This is a genomic window from Neobacillus cucumis, assembly GCF_016908975.1.
Classification (GTDB): Bacteria; Bacillota; Bacilli; order Bacillales; family Cytobacillaceae; genus Neobacillus; species Neobacillus cucumis.
In genome coordinates this window covers 67,059-86,085 of sequence record NZ_JAFBEX010000010.1, presented here as the reverse complement: position 1 = coordinate 86,085, position 19,027 = coordinate 67,059, and the positions used below count along the sequence as shown (strand labels likewise).

14 protein-coding genes are annotated in these 19,027 nt (G+C 37.0%); all 14 read left to right on the top strand.

The features are described 5' to 3' along the window. Positions 1–126: 126 nt before the first annotated feature. Positions 127–1,155, top strand: a complete 1,029-nt coding sequence (locus JOC76_RS14830) for a glycoside hydrolase family 88/105 protein (protein WP_205178721.1) — start codon at positions 127–129, stop codon at positions 1,153–1,155. Between the two features lie 84 nt (positions 1,156–1,239). Then, the gene (locus tag JOC76_RS14825; protein ID WP_205178720.1) at positions 1,240–3,330 is read left to right on the top strand and encodes a glycosyl hydrolase 115 family protein; all 2,091 of its coding nucleotides are present in this window, start codon (positions 1,240–1,242) and stop codon (positions 3,328–3,330) included. Between the two features lie 74 nt (positions 3,331–3,404). After that, positions 3,405–5,450, top strand: a complete 2,046-nt coding sequence (locus JOC76_RS14820; protein ID WP_205178719.1) for a beta-galactosidase — start codon at positions 3,405–3,407, stop codon at positions 5,448–5,450. Beyond that, positions 5,416–5,730 carry an L-rhamnose mutarotase gene (gene rhaM / locus JOC76_RS14815; RefSeq protein WP_205178936.1) on the top strand — a complete coding sequence of 105 codons (315 nt, stop codon included), beginning with the start codon at positions 5,416–5,418 and terminating at the stop codon, positions 5,728–5,730. Before JOC76_RS14820 ends, rhaM begins: the two co-directional genes overlap by 35 nt. A 145-nt stretch (positions 5,731–5,875) precedes the next feature. Continuing rightward, positions 5,876–7,177, top strand: coding sequence for a Gfo/Idh/MocA family protein (locus tag JOC76_RS14810; protein WP_205178718.1), 1,302 nt, complete (start codon positions 5,876–5,878; stop codon positions 7,175–7,177). Between the two features lie 219 nt (positions 7,178–7,396). Further along, positions 7,397–9,187 (top strand): cache domain-containing sensor histidine kinase, encoded by a 1,791-nt coding sequence (locus JOC76_RS14805; RefSeq protein ID WP_205178717.1) that lies wholly within the window; start codon positions 7,397–7,399, stop codon positions 9,185–9,187. Next, positions 9,165–10,724, top strand: a complete 1,560-nt coding sequence (locus tag JOC76_RS14800) for a response regulator transcription factor (protein ID WP_205178716.1) — start codon at positions 9,165–9,167, stop codon at positions 10,722–10,724. Before JOC76_RS14805 ends, JOC76_RS14800 begins: the two co-directional genes overlap by 23 nt. 24 nt (positions 10,725–10,748) lie before the next feature. Further along, positions 10,749–12,047, top strand: a complete 1,299-nt coding sequence (locus JOC76_RS14795; RefSeq protein WP_205178714.1) for an ABC transporter substrate-binding protein — start codon at positions 10,749–10,751, stop codon at positions 12,045–12,047. A 191-nt stretch (positions 12,048–12,238) separates the two neighbouring features. Further along, positions 12,239–13,564 carry an ABC transporter substrate-binding protein gene (locus tag JOC76_RS14790; protein ID WP_205178712.1) on the top strand — a complete coding sequence of 442 codons (1,326 nt, stop codon included), beginning with the start codon at positions 12,239–12,241 and terminating at the stop codon, positions 13,562–13,564. Positions 13,565–13,700: 136 nt separating this feature from the next. Further along, on the top strand, positions 13,701–14,615 hold the full coding sequence (locus JOC76_RS14785) for a carbohydrate ABC transporter permease (protein WP_205178935.1): 915 nt from the start codon (positions 13,701–13,703) through the stop codon (positions 14,613–14,615). An 18-nt stretch (positions 14,616–14,633) separates the two neighbouring features. After that, positions 14,634–15,473, top strand: coding sequence for a carbohydrate ABC transporter permease (locus JOC76_RS14780; protein ID WP_205178710.1), 840 nt, complete (start codon positions 14,634–14,636; stop codon positions 15,471–15,473). Between the two features lie 150 nt (positions 15,474–15,623). Further along, on the top strand, positions 15,624–16,268 hold the full coding sequence (locus JOC76_RS14775) for a YesL family protein (protein ID WP_205178708.1): 645 nt from the start codon (positions 15,624–15,626) through the stop codon (positions 16,266–16,268). Between the two features lie 110 nt (positions 16,269–16,378). Continuing rightward, complete coding sequence (locus tag JOC76_RS14770; RefSeq protein ID WP_205178706.1) at positions 16,379–17,494, top strand: glycoside hydrolase family 88/105 protein; 1,116 nt, start codon at positions 16,379–16,381, stop codon at positions 17,492–17,494. A gap of 52 nt (positions 17,495–17,546) precedes the next feature. Further along, positions 17,547–18,974: a glucuronate isomerase gene (gene uxaC / locus JOC76_RS14765; RefSeq protein WP_205178704.1), complete on the top strand. Its 1,428-nt coding sequence runs from the start codon at positions 17,547–17,549 to the stop codon at positions 18,972–18,974. The last annotated feature ends 53 nt before the right edge of the window (positions 18,975–19,027 follow it).

The window sequence follows — 19,027 nt, the reverse complement described above, 5'->3', positions numbered from 1 at the left end:
AAAAGTCTAAAAATAAATATTCATGATACCCATTATCAATTTGCTTTCTAACAATGATAATGGGGATTTTTATAGGTAAAAGAAGACGTTTTAATTAATTTTTACTTTGGGAGAGGAAAGATACGGATGGCTCAACTTGTCTTTGATGTAAATAAGGTAAAAGACGCTATCGAACTCGTCGTAGAGAGAACCTCGAAAATGGATTTCAGCTGGGATTGGCCAGGCGGGGTTGCCTTTTATGGTGTTGCTGAGGCCTATGAAGCAACTGGTGAGAAACGGTATTTGCAGTTTATTAAAGATTGGGTCGATGAGGAATTAGAGGATGGACTTCCCCCACTATCCGTAAACGCTTCATCTATCGGACATGCTCTTCTTACCTTATACAAAGCTACCGATGAGGAAAAATATTTAGACTATGCCGTCCAAATGGCAGATTATCTATTACATGATGCAGAGAGATTTGCAGATGGCGTTTTGCAGCATACGGTAAACGGTGTTCATAACGTCTTCCCTGAACAGGCATGGGTGGACACCATGTTTATGGCAGGCTATTTCCTCTTACGAATCGGTCATATGCTTGATCGGAAGGATTACATTGATTTTGGATTAAAGCAGTATCATGGTCATGAGCAATTTCTCCAAGATGACCTGACTAACCTTTACTATCATGGTTGGGATAATATCACACAAAACCATATGTCTGGCATTTTTTGGGCGCGAGGCAACAGTTGGGCCGCCTATACAATGGCTAGAGCATTGGAGCTTGTGAAGGTACAGCATCCATCCTATATGATTATTGATGGTTCACTCCGCGATCAACTAAGTGCATTAGTTCGCTTGCAAGATGAATCAGGGCATTGGCATACGATTGTGACGGACCCTGAATCCTATTTAGAAACATCAGGTACCGCTGGAATTGCAGCCGCCTTACTGACACGAGGAAAACTGTACCATAAATATGTACAAAAATCGATTGATGGAATCTTAAAGCAAGTCAAAGAGGACGGATCGATTATGAATGTATCTGCTGGAACGGCGGTTATGGATGATGCAGAAGGGTATAAGGAAGTTCCTGCTAAAAGAGTCCAGGGCTGGGGTCAAGGCTTGGTACTTGCCTTCTTGTCCTTATTATTGATACGCCATAGCCAAAAATAAGACTACTAGAAATGATTAACCTGTGAAAGGACCTCCCTTTCTCAGGTATTTTTAACATGATCAATAAAAGAGTCAGGGGGATTTATGATAAATCGTTCATTTGTAATCCTTGATGAAAACACAGTCATTCTTTCGCCAGAAACTATTTCAACTTCAGTGCAATATGCTTTAGACATGATTGTCAGGGATCAAAAAAAGGTATTTGGTAAACCGTCTATATTAACCACTTCCCCTGAGGCAGGCCCAAATTTAATCATACGATATGCTTCAAAGGAGGATGAAGGTCCCGATTGGCCGGAAGGTTTTGCTTTTCGGTTCAGTCAACAGAATGAGAAATGGGTGATGCACATTATCGGGAACGACGATCTTGGCATTATCTACGGACTCCTTCATTACAGCAGACATTATCTAGGTGTTGATCCATTTTGGTTTTGGGCGGATCTGTCTATTGAACCAAGAACCCAAATTAAAATACCTGTTACGAATTATAATTCGGCCAGGTCTAAGGTGCGTTATCGAGGCTGGTTCGTGAATGACGAAGTTTGTTTGATTGGATGGAAAGAGGAGTATCCACCCACGAAAGAAGTGTGGTTTCCCGTGTTTGAAGCTCTATTGCGATGCGGTGGAAATATGGTCATCCCAGGTACAGATCTTCCAAGACATGGAATACACACTGATTTAGCGGCAGAGATGGGTCTATGGGTTACCCATCACCATGCCGAACCATTAGGAGCTGAAATGTTCTTACGGGCCTACCCAGGCAAAAAACCAAACTATCAAGAAAATCAAGAACTCTTTGAAAATCTTTGGAAGGAAGCGATTGAGAAACAAAAACACCAAAAGATCATTTGGGTCCTTTCATTCAGAGGCCAAGGAGATGCCCCTTTTTGGCAGAATGCTCCTGAATTTGATACACCAGAAAAACGAGGGGACATGATTTCTAAGGTTGTCGAGAGACAGTATGAACTAGTCAGGAAGTCTGTTGAGCAGCCGGTTTGCTGTATGGCCCTTTATGGAGAAATTGCCGAATTATATAAGGAGGGGTATATTCGAGTACCTGATGGTGTCATTAAGATTTGGGCCGATAATGGATACGGGAAAATGGTGTCAAGGCGGCAAAATAATGAAAACCTAAGGATTCCTTCTTTACCGGATGTGAACGATCCCAGTGAACATGGAATTTATTATCATATTACGTTTCATGATCTTCAAGCCTCCAATCATTTAACCATGTTTCCTGCACCGACGGAAATGATTATTAAAGAAGTAGAGAAGGCTTTTGATGCAGGGGCATATTCGTATCTTTTGTTAAATAGCGGAAATATCAGGCCGCATCTGTATCCATTAGATATAATAAGCCAACTATGGAGTAAAGGAACAGTAAATCAGGATAAACACCTAGAAGAGTTTATTCATCGGTTATATCGAACTCATAACAATCAAATTCAAAAGCTGTATCAAAATTTTGCTAATCAATCGATTGGTTATGGTGAACATGAGGATGATAAAGCAGGTGAGGAATTTTATCATCATCCTGCCAGAAAAATAATCGGCCACTGGCTTCAGGGAAAGACGATGATTCCTTTAAGCAGCCTATACTGGGCAACAGGTGAAATTCCCTTTGAAGAACAAGTCCTTTGGTTTGAGAAGAAATGTGAAGAGGGTCTTAAGGGCTGGGAGGAATTATTACAGAAATGCAGGAGCTTGGAGCTTCAACTTGGAGAAGAGGATCAACAGAGGTTCTATGACCAATTCACACTGCATGTTGAACTACATGTTTCTGGTTGCAAAGGGTTTATTACTCTATGTAATGCTTATTCCCATTTTAGAAAACAAGAATTCCCGCAAGCATTTGTCCGTGTTTCACAATCCATTCGGTATTATAACAATAGTATTCTTGCATTAAAACGTGCGGAACATGGAAAATGGGAATATTTTTACCGTGCCGATTGGTTAACAAATATTAAAAGCACACTTTATTCGCTTGATGCGTTACGAAAGTTTATTAGAATGCAGGGAGATAGCCCTGACTTTTTCCTATGGTTTAAAGAATACCTAATGCCGGAAACAGAAAAATATATTTATTTGGAAAATACTCATCGGAATCCTTTATCCGATGATGAACTTTCTAGCAGGCTGGAAAAATTATTTTTTCAAAACCAAGACCTTTTTTAACTCAAAACAAAAAACTTAAGCTAATGATTGTTTCCTATATAAAAATAAAAAAGTAGAAATCGAGGTGATAACAATTGGGGAAAAAGCTATATCATGGAGCGGCATATTATCCTGAACTATGGGATGAGAGGACCATTGAAGAAGACATTCAGCTAATGAAACAAACGGGCATAAACGTGGTGAGAATGGGTGAATTTGCTTGGGCCACCGTGGAACCAGAAGAAGGTAAGTTTGATTTATCCTTTTTTATCAATGTTATTACTAAACTCTATGAAAATGGAATTGAAACCATTATGTGTACCCCTACTCCTACACCGCCGATTTGGTTCTCGGAGGGTCATCCAGAACGAATGTATGTGGAGCGTGATGGAAGAGTAATGGGACATGGCTCAAGACAGCATGCCTGCACCAATCATCCATATTTTCGAGAACGAGCAGCATTAATAACGGAACAAATTGCTAGTACGGTAGGAAGTATACCAGGTGTGATTGGCTGGCAGATTGATAATGAATTCAAATGCCATGTGAGTGAGTGCATGTGCGTTACTTGTAAGGAATTATGGCATAAATGGTTAGAAAAACGTTATGAAACTATTGATAATTTAAATGAGGCATGGGGAACAAAAATTTGGAGTGAATATTATCATAGCTTCGAACAGGTGCCGCAGCCAGGCCATGCGCCCTTTTTACACAATTCATCTTTAAGTACGATGTATCAGCTTTTCTCGATGGAGAAGATTGCAGAGTTCTGTGATGAGCAGGCAGCTATTATTCGGAAATTTTCTAGTGGTCCGATTACCCATAACAGCTCGGTCTTCTTTAGTGTTGATAATGAGCGCTTATATAAAAATCTTGATTTTGCCTCATTTGATACATATGCAACTATAGATCATTTTCCCTCTTTTCTAATCAACAACGATTTGTGGAGAAATTTTAAAAAAGGCAAAGTCTTTTGGGTAATGGAAACGAGTCCATCCTATGCAGCCTCACTTGAAAGTTATGCAAACCCGCATCCTAATGGTTATTTAAAAGCAGAGGCAGCTGCAGCCTATGCATTAGGAGCAGAAGGATTTTGTTATTGGCTCTGGAGACAGCAGCGGGCAGGCTGTGAGCAGCCACATGGTTCTGTTATCAGTGCATGGGGGAAACCCACAATAGGATATGCTAATGTGCTGGAAGTGGAAAAAATGCGGAAAGAAATTGAACCTATTATTCTAGCAACAAGACCTAGTCAAGCAGAATTAGCGATAACCTATTCCGACCGGGCCAAGGCCTTTTTAAAGACTGAACCCCATCGCGGGTTAAATCACCGTGCTCTCGTTACTGATTTTTATGAACGGATATTATCCTTAGGGATTTTTCGTGATCTCATTCCTGAAGGTGCAAGCCTGGATGGGTATAAGGTATTGCTGACACCGTTTATCCCTTATGTATCATCTGAGTTTTTAGCTCGTGCCAAACAATTTGTTGAAAATGGCGGCGTCTGGATTGTTGGGCCTTTAACAGGAGGAAGAACGGAGTCACATACTATTCATACGGACCGGGCGTTAGGCGAACTGGAGAATATATCTGGTGTTGAGGTTTTATTTACCTACCCAATGGACGACAGCGAAACCATCGGTCGTGCCTTTGATGTGTCTGCACCATTGGGAATGTGGAGTTCTGTATTCGAATATGACGAAGAAAAGTCAGTAGGAGAAATAGAAGAGGGACTTTCGAAAGGAAAATCCTTTATCACCGAGCATCAACTCGGAAGAGGAAAAATCATCATGCTCGGATCCATGCCAGTAGGTATTGAAGGAGACCTCATGCTACAGAAACTTGTCGATCATTATGCCAATGATGCTAACGTTTTGTTTAGAACGGACGTATCAAAAGGAACAATTGTAGCTCCAAGAAAGGGAGACGGCTATTCTGTTTGGTTTATTATCAACATGGATGGAAAAGGCGGCAGCGTTACGATACCTATTGAAGGAATTGATGTGTTTACTAAAGCGAACGTAACCGCTGGAAAACTAGAATTGGGAAAGTTTGAATATAGAGTCATTCGATTTGAAAGAAAATGTTTAAAAGGAGAGGATTCAGATAATTCGAAAAGCGACAGTTATGAAGGTATTTAACGGATTTCAGGAAGAATATAAGAAACGCCATGATGAAATCTGGCCGGAATTGGCACAAGAACTGAAAAATCATGGAGCCCATCATTATTCTATTTTTCTCGATGAAAAAACCAATAATTTATTCGCCTATGTGGAAATAGAAAGTGAAGAAAAGTGGAACGCGATGGCTCAAACGGAAATTTGTCAAAAATGGTGGGCCTATATGAAAGATATTATGGAAACTAATTCAGATAATAGTCCGGTTGCAAAAGAGTTAAAGCAAGTATTTTTTTTAGAATAAAACCAGCCTAAAACACTGTTATTTCAAAAAAGAAAACTGAATTTTAAATTTAATATTTAAAAGGGTTTAAATATAATTAAAGAAAGCGTTAACATTTGAGGTTGATAGACTCAGAAAATACTAATATCAAATGGAGGATTCAAGGATGAATAGAATTATTATTTGTGGACTAAGTAATCGGGCAATGGGGATGTTTATTGATCCTATCCTCACGAGCTTTTCGCATAACAATCAAATTGTAGGTCTATTAGACCCTGATTCCCGGCGTTTTGAATTGACTAAGGAAAGTTTCCCACAATTACATTCAATTCCTACCTACAGTCCCGAACAATTTCAACAGATGGTGGAAGAAACCCACCCGGATACAGTAATTGTTGCAAGCAGAGACAACACACATATTGATTATATTTTAAAGGGGTTGGAAAACCACTTAACTGTGATCACCGAGAAACCGATGGTAACAACTGCAAATGATGCCAGGAGAGTCATGGAAGCTGAAAAAAATAGTAACGGGAAAGTCATTGTAACGTTCAATTATCGTTATAATCCATTCCATCGTAAGATAAAAGAAATGATTTTAGATGGAAAAATTGGCCGAGTAACTTCTGTAGATTTGAATTGGTATGTGGATACCTACCATGGTGCCAGTTATTTCAAAAGATGGAATCGTAATAGAGAAAGCTCCGGTGGCTTATCGATTCATAAGTCAACACACCATTTTGACTTAGTGAACTGGTGGATTGACCAAAAGCCCGAGCAGGTTTTTGCCTTTGGTGCCCTAAACTATTATGGGAAGAATGGTGAGTTAAATCCAAGCCCAACTGATCACCGCTTTTGCAGTACTTGTGATGAAAAATATCAATGTCAATACTATATGCGCTGGTCAAACCGCAGAAATAATATATCAGTTAAAGACGATCATATTAAAGCAGACAGTATTGAAAAATCTGCCCAAAACTACACAGATTATCGCCCGGATTCTTGTATTTTTGATCATGAAATTGATATCGAGGACACTTATGCGGTAACGGTTAAATATGAACAAGGGGCCTTTTTAAATTATTCCGTTAACTTTTCACTTCCGTATGAAGGCTACCGTCTTGCTATTAATGGGACAAAAGGAAGAATTGAAACACAGGAATTTGATGAACCTAGCCGTGTTCCGTTTCCAATTCCGGAACAGACAATTGAATATTATCCGTTATTTGGTTCAAAGGAGGTTATTCACGTCCTGCTAAATGAAGGAGGTCATGGCGGCGGAGACCCATTACTTCAAGAAGATTTATTCTTAGGCGTGGATCCAACTAGACCATTTCCGATTTTAGCAGGTGCAGAAGCGGGAGCTTATTCAATTGCAATGGGTGAAGGTGTATGGCGGTCAAGTAAGGAGAACCGGCCCTTTAGGATTGACGAGCTGCTTCGTGAATCAAGCCATGTATCTAGTTAAAAGGGGAAAGAAGAAGTGTATCATTAGATTAAAAAAACGATTCTCTAATTTGGAGAATCGTTTCTTTATTATTTAGGAAAATATTTGATAGTTTAAAAATTCCGTCGAATGTTATAAAATAAACTCAAACTTTGTTGTTATCTTTTTACTAAAAAATGACCGCGCTTTCAATTTCGTCGAATTTCTAATTACAAACAGACTAAGTGGAGAAAAATACATATGGCACAATTTTTCACAGCTTTGAAAAAAAAATACGTAGATTTAAAAATAAAATACAAGCTGTTTATTTTAATTTCATGGATTATGATTATCTCATTTTCTTTTACCGTTTTTGGACTCCAGTATGCTTTTAATAGTTACGATAAGCAAATCTACAGTAAATCCTCTCAAGTCTTAAGCACTTCCTCTAACAGCCTTGAGTATGAACTAAAGAAGATAGAAGATCTTTCTTATAACATATTGACTGACCCCCAAATTTCGCAATATTTGATAGAAGAACGGGATCAAAGTAATGAATATGAAAAATTTCGTATTCGCACTAGTATGGCGGATAAACTATTAAACTATGTAAATAATGATAAATATATTCAGTCAATCAAATTAATTAACACTAATGGCGATGATTGGAACGTTGGTCCAAAAACATTTAAACTACCAGATGCTCCTAAAGAACAAATTATTAAAATGGCCATGAAGGCACATGGAACTAATATTTGGACTACTTCACCCGGTGACGATTTAACGCTTGTGTCAGCTCGGCAAATTCGCCAATACAATAACTTGAGTTTTAGAAATCTAGGAACGCTGATGATCTATATTAATATGGATCTGCTTGCAGGTAATCTTCTACAAGGATCTAGCAAGTTGGATGGAGATTTTTTAATTACCGATAAAAAGGGGCTTATTTACCCTAAAAAGGTTAATAGTGAAATTAAAAATGAAGCACTTACGTTAAACAAAAATTCTGGTTATCAAATAAAAAAGATAAACGGTAAAAATTATTTCCTGGTTCATATTAAATCCCATTACCTTGATTGGAATTATATTAATGTAATGCCTTTTGATGAAATTTTTAAAAATATTGAGATTCTAAAAAATATATTATTTATCCTATTTATTTCTATGTATTTTATTGTGGCGATTGTTGGATTAAGGTTTGCTAAGAACATCACTAGTCCATTAGAAAATCTGGTTGATGGAATGCAATATGCACAGCATGGGGATTTTAAGGAAGCTCAAAAAGGATTTTTAGAACCCTCCTTTTTACAAAATGACGAAGTAGGGAAGCTGCATAAAAACTTTCAAAGAATGATCCAGCAAATTGACGAACTGGTAAACGAAAACCTTTCAAAGCAGCTAACAATAAAAGAAACAGAGTTTAAAGCATTACAAGCTCAAATTAATCCGCACTTTTTATACAATACATTGGAGTCCATCAATTGGCTCGCAAAGGTGAATGACCAAGAGCAAATTTCCAGAATGGTAGAAGCACTGGGATTTTTACTTCGAAATTCTATTAGTCTAAAAAAACCTCTCATTACAATCGAATCTGAGCTGAATATAGTTAAAAATTACATTATCATTCAAAAATATAGATTTGAAGAAAGATTAGATTTTTCTATGCATGTGGATCTTGATGTATTTGATAACTATATCCCTAAATTGACACTGCAGCCTCTTGTAGAAAATGCGATACATTACGCGCTTGAGACAATGATTGAACCATGTAAAATTAGAATTTACTCCATTTTAAATAAAGAAAATTTCCAGCTAATTGTCGAGGACAATGGACCGGGAATGGAACCTGAAATTTTAGAAAAAGTAAAAAAGGGAGAAATGAAAACCCGGGGACAAGGAATTGGTTTGTCCAATATTGATGAGCGAATTAAGATTTCATTTGGCGCAGAATATGGCGTAAATATTGAAAGTAAGCCTAATCAAGGAACGAAAATCATTATACTTCTACCATACAACAGGGGGGAAGAACATGTACAAAGTAATGTTAGTTGATGATGAACGAATTATTATCGATGGGATATCAAAGGTAATTAAATGGGAGTCAATCGGAACGAGTTTAATAGGTACAGCTAAAAATGGAATCGAAGCATACGAATTTCTCAGCCAACATCAGCCCGACATTGTGATTAGTGATATTAAAATGCCAGGAATGAACGGGTTGGAATTAGTCAAGAAGGTTTATAACAACTTTCCAGAAATTCGGTTTATTTTGTTATCCGGCTTTAGCGAGTTTGATTATGCCAAACAGGCAATGGAGTACGGTGTTAAGCATTATCTGCTAAAACCATGTAACGAAAATACCATTATTAATGCATTAAGTGAGATTTGTATGGAATTAGATCAGGAGAAAGAGCGCGAATCCTTTATTAAAAATATGAAAGAAACACTTGAAACCGTCCTCCCATTTGCAAAAGAGCAAAAATTGAAGGAGTTTGTCACAAATATCTATGATCATGGTGACTTAAATACATATCAAAATCTCTATCAAATTGATTTGAGTAGTTCAAATGTTCGTTTAGTGTTATTCCAATTAGAAGGTCACTTTCAAATTGAACAATTATTGGCTTTAAAAAATATCACTGAGAAAATATTCGGGGAAAATATCCTATGTTGTACGGTAGGAGAATTGATTTTGATTCTAGTGGAAGATGAAGGGAATTATCCTCTCATTCAACAGAAAATAGAAAAGATTAGGGATACTTTTTTTCAATATTATCAACTTGATTGCACTATAGCTGTTAGTGAATTAGGAAAATTAAATGCTGCAAATAAATTATATTTGGAAGCGCTCGATTGCCTCCATTATCGTTTTTATTTAGGCGAAGGCAGTATTATTACCAGAAATGATATCAGTTTAATAGATAAAAGTGTTGAACAAGAGTTTTATTATGATGAACAAAAGTTTTGCCGTCTCGTTAAATCAGGATACTGGGAAGATGTGGAGAAAGAGATTGTCTCTTTCTTTAAGCGGTTTATCGATTTAAAAATGGATATCTATGCAACGAAGTCATACGTTATTCAAGTCTTTAATGCCATGATACGATTATGCGATTCTCCGACTATGAACACATACTTATCGAAATTACCCATCCTTATGGAACTAAACACGATCCAAAATATGCAATCTTTTTTTCAAAGTATTACAAAGGAAATTACCAGTGGATTTTATCAACAAAATAAAAATAAACATTCTACTATCATTAGCAAAGTGATCGATGTTGTAAACGAACATATCGATGACCCTAATCTAAGTCTACAATGGGTTGCAAATGAAATGTTATATATGAATGCGGATTATCTAGGCAAACTTTTCAAAAAGGAAACAGGAGAGAAATTTTCCAACTTTTTAACTCGAATTAGAATCGAGAAAGCTATTCAAATAATCGAAAACGAAAGTGATGTTAAGATTTTCGAGTTGGCGGAAAAGATTGGTTTTGGTGAAAATTCACAGTATTTTAGTCAAGTGTTTAAAAAGCAGACAGGTTATACCCCATCTGAATATAAAAGAGAGTCTGTCCAAGGTTTTTAAGATGTTGACAAAGGGGAATCGAAAATGAAAAAAAGTTTGATCTTAATGTTGCCCCTAGTATTTCTTATTGTTTTTAGCGGGTGTTCTAGTACTGAAACGGTAAAATCAGTCAAGAAAAAAGAGCCTGTCACATTGAAAATTGCTTGGTGGGGAGAGCAGCCAAGGCATGATTCGACAGAAAAGGTTATCAAATTGTTTGAAAAGAATAACCCAAATATTAAAATCGAGTATGAATATTCAAATTGGGATGATTATTGGAAACGCTTAGCTCCACTGGCTGCGGCTAATCAATTACCCGATATCGTCCAGATGGATCTGCTTTATTTGAAGTCATATAGTGACAATGATTTACTGGAAAATTTAACTCCTTATATAAAAGATAAAATAATTGATACAAAATCAATTGATAATAAGATTCTTTCAGGAGGTATGATCGGCAATCAATTATTTGGGTTTCCATTAGGAATAAATGCTCCTGTTGTCATAATGGATAAAAATTTAGTTTCTAAAGCTGGGGTGCCTATACCAAAAGAGAATTGGACCTGGAGGGATTTTGAAAATGTAGTTTCCGAAATTCATAAAGGTGGTAATATTTATGGATTTAATGGCATGGAATCGACCGAAGTGTTTTTCTCTTACTATTTGCACACAAAAGGAAAGAACTTATACAACACAGAGGGAACATCATTAGGATATAATAATGACCAATTGTTTATCGACTATTTTGATATGCAATTAAGATTACTTAGTCAAGGTGCACTGCCAAGTGTAAATGTAATGGAGCAGATTAATAGTATAGAAGATGAACCATTGGTCAACCATCAAGCTGCAATGACATTTAATCATTCCAACCAATATTATAGTTATACACAGGCTGCCAAAAGACCGTTAGAAATTCTTCCACCACCTGGGCCTGGGCAAGACATTGGTTTAATGGTGAAGCCCAGCCAGCTTTTCTCTATTACTAAAGGGTCAAAACATAAAAAGGAAGCAGCCAGATTTATCAATTTCTTTATTAACAATATTGAGGCGAATAAGATGATGAAAGGAGAAAGAGGTGTATCAGTTTCTTCCAAGGTAGCAAGTGAGGTTAAAAAAGAGTTACCAGAAGACCAGAGAAAGATATTTGACTATGTAATGAAGATTGAAAGAAGCAATAATCATATTGAGACAGCTTACCCGCTTGGCGCTACAGAGGTTGTTAAGACTTTACAGGACATTTCTAATCAGATATTATTCAAAAAAATAACGCCTGCCGAAGGAGCAGAGAAATTTAGAACGCAAGCAAACAATATCCTTTCAAAAAACAAAAAAGATAGCTAAAAAATAAGATTCTATCTCCACAGGTTCTCCCTGTAGAGATAGAATCTTATTTTTTATGCAGATATTGAAAGTACAATATAACTGTTTTTTAAACAAATAAAGTCGGTTATTTTTATTCAGAAAGTTATAACAGTACATTAAAATTAAAAATGTAAACACTTACATAAGTGAAAAAAAGGGGGAATTACTTAATGAAAATCAAAAAGTATGTAGCTGGCCTGTCATCACTGCTCCTTGTTGCTTCTTTAGCAGCATGCAGCGGAAGCAATACAGCAAGTACCACGAAAAGTGATTCAGCTAAAAGTAAGACGGCAAGCAAGAATGAACCTGTTACACTTCGTATCTCCTGGTGGGGTAATCAGCCAAGAACGGATTATACTCTAAAAATTATTGACTTGTATGAAAAGCAGCACCCAAATGTAAAAATCGAATCTGAATATGCCAGCTGGGATGATTACTGGAAAAAGCTTGCTCCAGAAGCAGCAGCAAATAACCTTCCAGATATTATTCAAATGGATACATCCTATGTTACACAATACGCTAATAACAATCAATTGGCAGATTTAAAACCATTCTATGGCAAGGAAATTAATACGAAAGAACTCAGCAATGATTATATCGATGCTGGAAAAGTAAACAATCACTACTATGGTCTACCTACTGGATCGAATGCTATTGGTCTTCAATATGACCCTGCACTGTTAAAAAAGGCAGGAATTGACTCAATCCCGCAAAAATGGACATGGACTGACTACCAAAGTATGGCTAAGAAAGCGGTTGCCGCAGGCTTGAAGTTTGATGATGGACCGAATCCGGCTCCAGATGTATTTTTTAACTATTATTTAAGAACTCAGGGAAAAAGACTTTACAGTAAAGATGGCACTACTCTTGGCTATAAAGATGACAAATTATTTGTAAACTTCTTTAAGATGTATGCTGAACTGACAAAAGAGAATGCCATTCTTTCACCTGATGAGAAAGCTCAGGTAAAAGGACTTGAAGATGATCCTGTTGTAAAACAGCAATCAATCGGTATTTTCCAATGGTCCAATCAGTTTGTTGGACTCCAGCAAGTAGTAAATCGCCCGCTTGAAATGGTCGGCATGCCAGGCCCGGGGGCTGATAAAGGATTATTCTTGAAACCAAGTATGTATTGGTCAATGTCTAACAGCTCAAAAAATAAAACAGAAGCTGCTAAATTTATTGATTTCTTGGAAAACAATGTTGATGCCAACAAATTAGCTCTTGGTGACCGTGGTGTTCCTGGTGCTACTTCCGTCCAAAAGGCGTTAGATCCATTATTATCACCTGCACAGAAACAAGTATTTGATTATGTAGCTTGGGCTGGGAAACACAGTACTGTATTTAATGGTCCGGACCCGATTGGAGCAGGAGAAGTAATCACCCTGTTACAGAACTTAAGCAATCAAATTTGCTATGGAAATCTTAAGCCTGGAGATGCAGCAAAACAATTTAGACAGCAGGCAGATGCTATTTTGTCTAAAAACAAGAAATAATTCAGAACCAAATCCGATAGCTGATCCTTTCTCGGTTCAGCTATCCCCCCTTCAATGAAAAGGGTGGTGGTTTAAGAGAAAAGGAGATGGCTATATGAGCGTGCAGATTGCCAATGAAGAAGTACAGCAGAGTATTATGCTTGCTCCTGAGAGTGTGCGTAAACAACAGAAAAGACGTGCTCTTAGGGAAAATTTAAAAGGTTATGCATTTATAAGCCCGTTTATTATTGGTTTCTTAGCCTTTACATTAATTCCAATTATTACTTCGCTATATTTATCCTTTACAAACTATAATCTATTTTCCACGCCTTCCTGGATCGGATTGGAAAACTATAAAAAAATGTTTACTGCTGACCCAAGATATTGGCATGCATTAAAAAATACCCTCATTTATGTATTTTGTGGAGTCCCATTGAGACTTGTATTTGCGCTGTTGATTGCGATGATGTTAAATACCGCATCACGGGCCGTTGGTTTGTACCGGTCATTATTTTATTTGCCATCCTTGATTGGAGGCAGTGTTTCCGTTGCCATTATGTGGCGTAATATCTTCGGGGATCAAGGAATTATCAATCTTTTGCTTCATTTTCTGGGTATTCCGGTTGTACGATGGTTTGGAAGTCCGACAGCAGCACTTTGGATGTTAATTTTCTTATCTGTTTGGCAATTTGGTTCATCGATGCTAATCTTTCTGGCAGGGTTAAAAGGTATTCCAAAAAGTTACTATGAAGCTGCTAGTATGGATGGTGCGAACGGGTGGAGACAATTCACCAGAGTTACACTCCCAATGTTAAGCCCGATTATTCTGTTTAACTTGATTATGCAAACAATCAGTGCGTTTATGACATTTGTACCTGCCTTTATCATTTCAAAAGGAACTGGCGACCCGATGGATGGTACCCTTTTATACTCACTTTACCTATTCGTTCAAGGTTTCTCATTCTTCAATATGGGTTATGCATCTGCAATGGCGTGGATCATGCTTATCTTCGTGGGACTGTTAACAGGTATCATTTTCTTAACATCAAAGTTCTGGGTTCATTACGAATGAGAAGGAGGAAGTTAACATATGCGAGTTAAATCAGTGAAGTGGTGGGCCTACCATATCCTTGTGGGCGGATTTGCCATCCTAATGCTTTATCCAATTATTTGGCTTATTATGAGCTCTTTTAAAGAAAGTACATCAGTTTTTACTACAGCCCAATCCATTATTCCCCATCCATGGATTTGGTCTAACTACTCGTCAGGATGGCATGGAATCGGCGGGAATTCCTTTGGGTTATTTATTAAGAACACATTGGTCCTTGTTATTACAACAATGATTGGCCAAATGATTTCATGTTCTTTGATTGCATTTGGTTTTGCACGGCTCGAGTTTAAAGGTAAAGCTTTTTGGTTTGCCTTGATGATGGTAACATTGATGCTTCCAAATGAAGTAGTTATGGTACCACAATACATTCTCTTTTCAAAATTGGGATGGCTTAATTCGATTAAGCCGCTTGCCATTCCTGCTTATTTTGGGCAACCATTCTTTATTTTCTTATTGGTTCAGTTTATTCGTACAATCCCAAGGGAACTTGATGAAGCTGCAACGATTGATGGGTGCAATACCTTTAATATTTTCTTCAAAATTATTTTGCCATTAATTAAACCGGCGTTAGCAACTACTGCCATCTTCTCTTTCTACTGGACATGGGATAACCTGCTTGGACCAGTTCTATATTTAAACAACCCTACAAAATACACGGTTTCAGTAGCTTTAAATATGTTCCTAAGCAATGAATCTGTATCAAACTGGGGTGCAATGTTCGCCATGTCAGTTGTTACATTAATTCCTGTATTAGTGATTTTCTTTATATTTCAACGTTATGTTGTTGAAGGAATCAGTACAAGTGGACTGAAAGGTTAATGGCCAGTTTTGTTTTATCAACATTGGTGTAATGCAGTAATTATAGGATGCCACTTCCTTCAAACACTCTTAAAAGAGGCGAAAGAAGAAGTGGCTACGTATCTTTCATGAAATTCCTATAATTTAAAAAGGGAAGAGGAGGTATTGGAAATGGAAACATTAGGAATTTGGGGCGGCCTTCATAAAATGATGGACTGGATTTCAAAAGTAGCTTTATTAAATGTTTTATGGATCAGTTTTTCATTATTTGGCCTGGTCATTTTCGGTTTCTTCCCTTCAACCATTGCAATGTTTGCCGTTGTCCGTAAATGGGTGACTGGAGAAGAGGATACACCGATTTTCAAAACTTTCTGGGCGGCATATAAAAAAGAGTTCATCAAAAGCAATCTTCTCGGTTTAGTTATTGTTTCAATCGGATTTGTGCTATTATTAGACCTTTTATTTCTCCAAAAGTTCCAAAGTAGTTTTACATCATTACTATATATACCATTTTTGGTTATTAGTTTAATTTTTGTTTGTATGCTGTTTTACACCATTCCAATTTTTGTTCATTTCGAAATGAAAATTTCACAGGTCATTAAAAATTCATTCTTTGTTATGATCATTAATCCAATAGAAACATTTTTTATGCTAATTGGAAGCTTTGTCATATGCTTTGCCCTTACATACGTTCCCCCAATAAGCCTTTTATTCAGCGGCAACCTTCTTGCCTTATTATTTATGAAGCCTGCATGTAATGCTTTCAACAAAATTGGCAATAAGCACCGCATGTACTTAGAAGAACGAAGAACATAAATTTCTGCAGCTTTAGACGTTAGAGAGTTCCCACGTTGATATTGGGGGATGATTTTAGAGTTTTTAATTGAGTGTTATAACAAAAGAATATTAATTTTGGAGGCTTTAACATGAATTTTTCAGAAGTAGTTAATACACAATTAGATAAAAGTTTACCTTTTACCCATGCCGAACGGGCATGTAAGGAATTAATGAATAAATTTACTCCAGAGAATCTTCCGCCTGCAAACAAATGGCATTACCATCAAAGTGTATTTCTTTACGGGATGCAAAGAGTATGGGAAAAAAACGGAAACAAGGAGTATTTTGAATATATAAAAGGGTATATTGACAATTTCGTAGACGAGGAAGGTAATTTTGTTTTTGCAAGAGATGAGCTTGACTCCATTCAGGTTGGTATTTTACTATTTCCTCTCTATAAAGCTACTAAAGATGAACGCTATAAAAAAGCAGCAATGAAATTAAGAAATTTGTATAAAACCTTGAATAAGACAAAAGAGGGAGGCTTCTGGCATAAGGACAAATACGCTTACCAAATGTGGCTTGACGGTCTTTTTATGGCTGGCCCATTTGCCTTAATGTATGCCCAAACATTTGGTGAGCCTGAATTAGTTGATATGGTTTTACTTCAAGAAAGCTTAATGCGAAAAAATATGAAAGACCATCAGACAGGTTTGCTTTATCATGCATGGGATGAAACAAGAACGATGCCGTTTGCTGATCCCATTACCGGCTGTTCACCGGAATTTTGGGGTCGGTCGGTTGGATGGTACGGAACCGCATTAATTGATATCCTGGATTTGCTTCCACCTAATCACCAGTCAAAAGGTGAATTAATCCAGGCACTTCTAGAATTAATTCAAGGATTAGCAAAATTCCAGGATGAGAAAACAGGTTTGTGGTATCAAGTTGTCGATAAGGGAGATCGTTCTGATAATTGGCTTGAATCCTCTTGTTCGAGCCTGTTTATTTACACGATAGCAAGGGCAATTGAAAAAGGATATGTTGAAAAAGAATTTGCTAGTTTAGCTGTTAAAGCCTATCAAGGTCTAATAAATGAGATGATCGAATCCAACGAGGAAGCATGGACTATGAAAGGGATTTGTATCGGAACTTCTGCAGGTGATTACGCTCATTACGTTTCACGCCTGACTTCGGAAAATGACTTACATGGCATTGGGGCATTCATTCTTGCAAGCATGGCATTATCTAATCTGCTTGATTAAAAAATAAGATTACCTATTTTATAGAAATTAGCAAAAAGAAAGAGGTGTCATTATGGAAAAATTTATGGGCCCTAATTTTTTACTAAAAAGTGAAGTCGCTATCAAGCTATTTAATGATTTTGTGCGTGACATGCCAATTATTGATTATCATTGCCATCTAAGCCCAAAGGAAATTTATGAGAATAAAAAATTTAAAAACATCTCAGAAGCTTGGTTATATGGTGACCATTATAAGTGGAGAGTGATGCGGGCAAATGGTGTACAGGAGGAATACGTGACTGGAGATGCCAGTGACTTTGATAAATTTTTGGCATGGGCAAGAACAGTACCTATGACCATAGGAAATCCATTATACAATTGGACCCATCTAGAGCTTCAGCGATTTTTCGGTATTGAAGAAATATTGAATGAAAAAAGCGCACCTGAAATCTGGAATAGAGTAAATGCCCAGCTAAATTCTGAAGGATTTGGAGCAAGAGATTTGATTGAAAAGTCAAATGTTAAGGTTGTCTGTACAACGGATGATCCTGTTGACAGCTTAGAATATCATCTATTGTTAAAAGAAAGTGATTTTCCTGTAAGTGTTTTGCCTGGTTTCAGGCCAGATAAAGGATTGGAAATTAATAGGGACGGCTATTTGGAGTGGGTGGAAAAGCTTGAAATAGCCTCTGGTCAATCGATTAACAACTATAATGAATTCCTTATTGCCCTAGAGTCGAGAGTGCGTTATTTCCATTCTTTAGGTGGGAGAGTTTCAGACCATGCGATTGATTCAATGGTTTATTTAGACACCACAATGGAGGAAGCATCCAGTATTTTTGCTAAAAGATTAGCAGGTAATCAGATTTCAATGGAGGAAGAAAAGAAATATAAAACGTTTACTTTAACTTACTTAGGCGGGTTATATGCGGAATTAAACTGGGCCATGCAATTTCATATAAATGCCCTTCGAAATAATAATACGAAAATGTTTGAGGTACTTGGTCCTGATACGGGGTATGATGCAATGAATGATCAGGAAATCGCAAAGCCACTGTGTCAATTGCTTGATGCGTTAAATAGGGAAAACAAACTTCCCAAAACCATTCTTTATTCATTAAATCCAAAGGATAACTATGTAATAGCCAGTTTAATTAATAGTTTTCAAGATGGAATGACTCCCGGCAAAATCCAATTTGGAACAGCATGGTGGTTTAACGATACAAAGGATGGAATGCTGGATCAAATGAAGGCGTTATCAAATGTAGGCCTCTTTAGCCGCTTTATTGGAATGCTGACGGACTCCAGAAGCTTTCTTTCCTATACTCGCCATGAATATTTCAGAAGAATTGTTTGTAATTTAATTGGTGAATGGGTTGAAAATGGTGAAGTTCCTTACGACCTAGAATTGTTAGGCAGCATTGGGCAAGGAATTGCCTATAACAATGCAAAGGAATATTTTCAATTTCAAGAACGAAGCTTATTAACTGAAAAGATATAGCAATACTTAATTAAGGAGTATAGTAGTTTGTTTGCAACCAAAGGAGATTGTGT

Excerpts from the sequence above, each read along its gene's own strand:
- JOC76_RS14830 (WP_205178721.1), top strand. The coding sequence starts at position 127 with ATGGCTCAACTTGTCTTTGATGTAAATAAGGTAAAAGACGCTATCGAA.
- JOC76_RS14825 (WP_205178720.1), top strand. The coding sequence starts at position 1,240 with ATGATAAATCGTTCATTTGTAATCCTTGATGAAAACACAGTCATTCTT.
- JOC76_RS14810 (WP_205178718.1), top strand. The coding sequence starts at position 5,876 with ATGAATAGAATTATTATTTGTGGACTAAGTAATCGGGCAATGGGGATG.
- JOC76_RS14805 (WP_205178717.1), top strand. The coding sequence starts at position 7,397 with ATGGCACAATTTTTCACAGCTTTGAAAAAAAAATACGTAGATTTAAAA.
- JOC76_RS14800 (WP_205178716.1), top strand. The coding sequence starts at position 9,165 with ATGTACAAAGTAATGTTAGTTGATGATGAACGAATTATTATCGATGGG.
- JOC76_RS14795 (WP_205178714.1), top strand. The coding sequence starts at position 10,749 with ATGAAAAAAAGTTTGATCTTAATGTTGCCCCTAGTATTTCTTATTGTT.
- JOC76_RS14790 (WP_205178712.1), top strand. The coding sequence starts at position 12,239 with ATGAAAATCAAAAAGTATGTAGCTGGCCTGTCATCACTGCTCCTTGTT.
- JOC76_RS14785 (WP_205178935.1), top strand. The coding sequence starts at position 13,701 with ATGCTTGCTCCTGAGAGTGTGCGTAAACAACAGAAAAGACGTGCTCTT.
- JOC76_RS14780 (WP_205178710.1), top strand. The coding sequence starts at position 14,634 with ATGCGAGTTAAATCAGTGAAGTGGTGGGCCTACCATATCCTTGTGGGC.
- JOC76_RS14775 (WP_205178708.1), top strand. The coding sequence starts at position 15,624 with ATGGAAACATTAGGAATTTGGGGCGGCCTTCATAAAATGATGGACTGG.
- JOC76_RS14770 (WP_205178706.1), top strand. The coding sequence starts at position 16,379 with ATGAATTTTTCAGAAGTAGTTAATACACAATTAGATAAAAGTTTACCT.
- uxaC (WP_205178704.1), top strand. The coding sequence starts at position 17,547 with ATGGAAAAATTTATGGGCCCTAATTTTTTACTAAAAAGTGAAGTCGCT.